This is a genomic window from Tenacibaculum finnmarkense (assembly GCF_900239185.1).
GTDB classification, from domain to species: Bacteria; Bacteroidota; Bacteroidia; order Flavobacteriales; family Flavobacteriaceae; genus Polaribacter; species Polaribacter finnmarkensis.
Window position 1 is genome coordinate 1 of the sequence record NZ_OENA01000086.1, and the last position, 1,403, is coordinate 1,403.

The following is a 1,403-nucleotide window of genomic DNA, read 5'->3' on the forward strand; positions in this document are numbered from 1 at the left end:
TGGAGCAGGACTTTATTACTACACAAGTAATTGGTATGTAGGAGCTGCAATCCCAAATTTTATCAGCACCGATCATTATGATGATACAATTAATGGCGGTGATATTGCTACAGAACGTCAGCATTTATTTTTTATCGCAGGATATGTATTTAATTTAAGTGATAACATCAAGTTTAAACCCGCAGCCTTGGCAAAGGCAGTAAAAGGAGCGCCATTATCAGTCGATGTGTCAGCAAATTTTATGTTTAATGAAAAATTTATAGCAGGATTAGCCTGGCGATGGGACGATTCTGTAAGTGCCTTGCTAGGTTTTCAGGCAAGTAAAAAATTATACATAGGTTTTGCATACGATTTAACCACTTCAAATTACAGCAATTATAACTCAGGAACTTACGAGGTAATGCTTCGTTATGAGATGTTAAAAGAACACGCATTAAAATCGCCAAGATTCTTTTAAATCATTTTAGAAAGTGCTGAAAATGGCTGAAAATTACTGAAAATCCCTGAAAAAAATAAGACAGATGAAAAAAATACTATACATACTAATTTTATTAATAAGCACCGTAAGTTTTGGGCAACGTAAATATGCTGCCGATAGGTATTATAAAGAATTTGCCTATAAAAAAGCGGCTGAATTATATGAATCAATCCATGATAAAGGCGATAACTCTTATTTGGTATTAAGCCGTTTAGCAGACGCGCAATATTTCAATTTTGAATTTACAAAAGCGGAGAAAAATTACGCCAAATTAATGAAGTTTTATCAAAAAATAGCTTCCTCAAAGCATTTATTTAGGTACTCACAGGTATTAAAAACCAACGGAAAAATAGCCGAATCTGATGCATGGCTTTTAAAACTAAAAGGTGAAAATGCCACCGATAGTAGGGTGCAATCATTAGAAAGCAACAAAGATTATTTTGTAGAATATTCGAATACAAAAAAAACCTATATCAATATTCACAATGTATCAAGCAATACAAAATACTCTGATTTTGGAGGTTTTATTTATAATGATGAACTTTATTTTGCCTCCACCAAACCAAAGGCAAAAAGTGATAAAAAACTTTATAAATGGAATAAGCAACCATTTTTAAACATCTATAAGGCAAAGCAAAAAAATATAGTATCTAAAAAAATGCTAGATCTAGAAAAAGCTACAATGCTTGAAGGATTAAGTTCAAAATACCATGAATCGAATATAATTATCACCAAAAAAGGTAAAAAAGCCTATTTTACAAGAGATAATTACGATGGAAGAACATTAAAAGGAGATAAAGCACAAGTATCGCATCTTAAAATTTACAGTGCCGATAAAATTGGTGATTTATGGGGGAATGTTCAAGAATTACCATTTAATAGCGACGCTTTTTCATGTGGTCATCCAGCGTTAAGCATTGATGAA

The 1,403-nt window shown here is 32.1% G+C and carries 1 protein-coding gene and 1 pseudogene; both read left to right on the top strand.

Translation table 11 applies throughout. The annotated features are described in order from the left end of the window. Nucleotides 1-457, top strand: a 457-nt coding sequence (locus tag AQ1689_RS10470; RefSeq protein ID WP_145993707.1) for a PorP/SprF family type IX secretion system membrane protein, incomplete at its 5' end; no start/stop codon positions are given. A 64-nt stretch (nucleotides 458-521) separates the two neighbouring features. Then, nucleotides 522-1,403, top strand: a pseudogene (locus AQ1689_RS10475) (OmpA family protein); the annotation flags it as partial.